Source organism: bacterium, assembly GCA_024226335.1.
Taxonomy (GTDB): domain Bacteria; phylum Myxococcota_A; class UBA9160; order SZUA-336; family SZUA-336; genus JAAELY01.
Window position 1 is genome coordinate 1 of record JAAELY010000252.1, and the last position, 1,035, is coordinate 1,035.

1 protein-coding gene is annotated in these 1,035 nt (G+C 64.6%); it reads left to right on the top strand.

Going from position 1 to position 1,035, the window contains the following annotated elements:
* Positions 1-900: 900 nt before the first annotated feature.
* Positions 901-1,035, top strand: a 135-nt coding sequence (locus GY725_12960) for an IS110 family transposase (GenBank protein MCP4005097.1), incomplete at its 3' end; no start/stop codon positions are given.

Sequence of the window (1,035 nt, forward strand, 5' to 3'; positions counted from 1 at the left end):
CCAACCGCTCAGAGGTCCGGCTATCGCCGGCCCACTCTTCGCTTCCAGGTCCTACCATGGTTGCGCGGTCGGGGCACCGTCGCCGCGGCCCGCAACTGAGCTCAATCGTTAGATCCCTGTCGAACCTCTATCAGGCAGAGAGGTCACTGTTGTTCGTGCGCACGCTCCGGCGCTGAACGCGTGTCCACGAGCGGCCGTCTCGGTACGTTGCAGCCACCCTCCTGCGCCCCACCGTTGCATCCTCGCAGTTGACTCACGGCATCCGAACGGTGGTGGTTGGGCAGCGAGCTGGTGGCCCACCGCGCACAACAGGCCCAAGGCGCCCACGTGCAAACACGCCCAACAGGCCGTCGCGGCACTCCTCTTTCGTCCCGGGGCATTGTCCGGCCGTGCCCTTGCTGCGCAGGTTCGTGACGTTCGGCCGAGCAAGTCCTCGCCGTCGCCTCCGCACGGCATCCGCGGTCGGGATCTAACCACTCGCTGCAGTCGACGGGCCGCCGTCGCGCGCAGCACGCACAACCGCTCAGAGGTCCGGCTATCGCCGGCCCACTCTTCGCTTCCAGTTCCTACCATGGTGGTGCGGTCGGGGCACCGTCGCCGCGGCCCGCAACTGAGCTCAATCGTTAGATGCTATGCGCGGAGCTGCGCGCAAAATGTAGGTCGCTGAGAGTACGCTCCCACTGGTCAATCAAACCCAGGAGCACACTCATGACAACGACCTACACGAACGATTCTACCAACTCAGACGCCGTCCTCTTTGTCGCCCTGGAGCTGGGCTGGGAGAAGTGGCGCCTCGCGTTCGGGACCGGGCTCGGGAACAAGAGCCGGCAGAAGACGATCGCTGCGAGAAATCTCCGATCGCTCTCTCGGGAAGTCCAGCGGGCGAAGAAGGCATTCGGGTTGCCGGATGATGCGCGTGTCTTCACGTGCTACGAAGCGGGACGCGACGGCTTCTGGATCCACCGCTACCTGCTCGACGCCGGTATCGAGAATCATGTCGTCGATTCCGCGAGCATCGAAGTGAACCGACGCGCC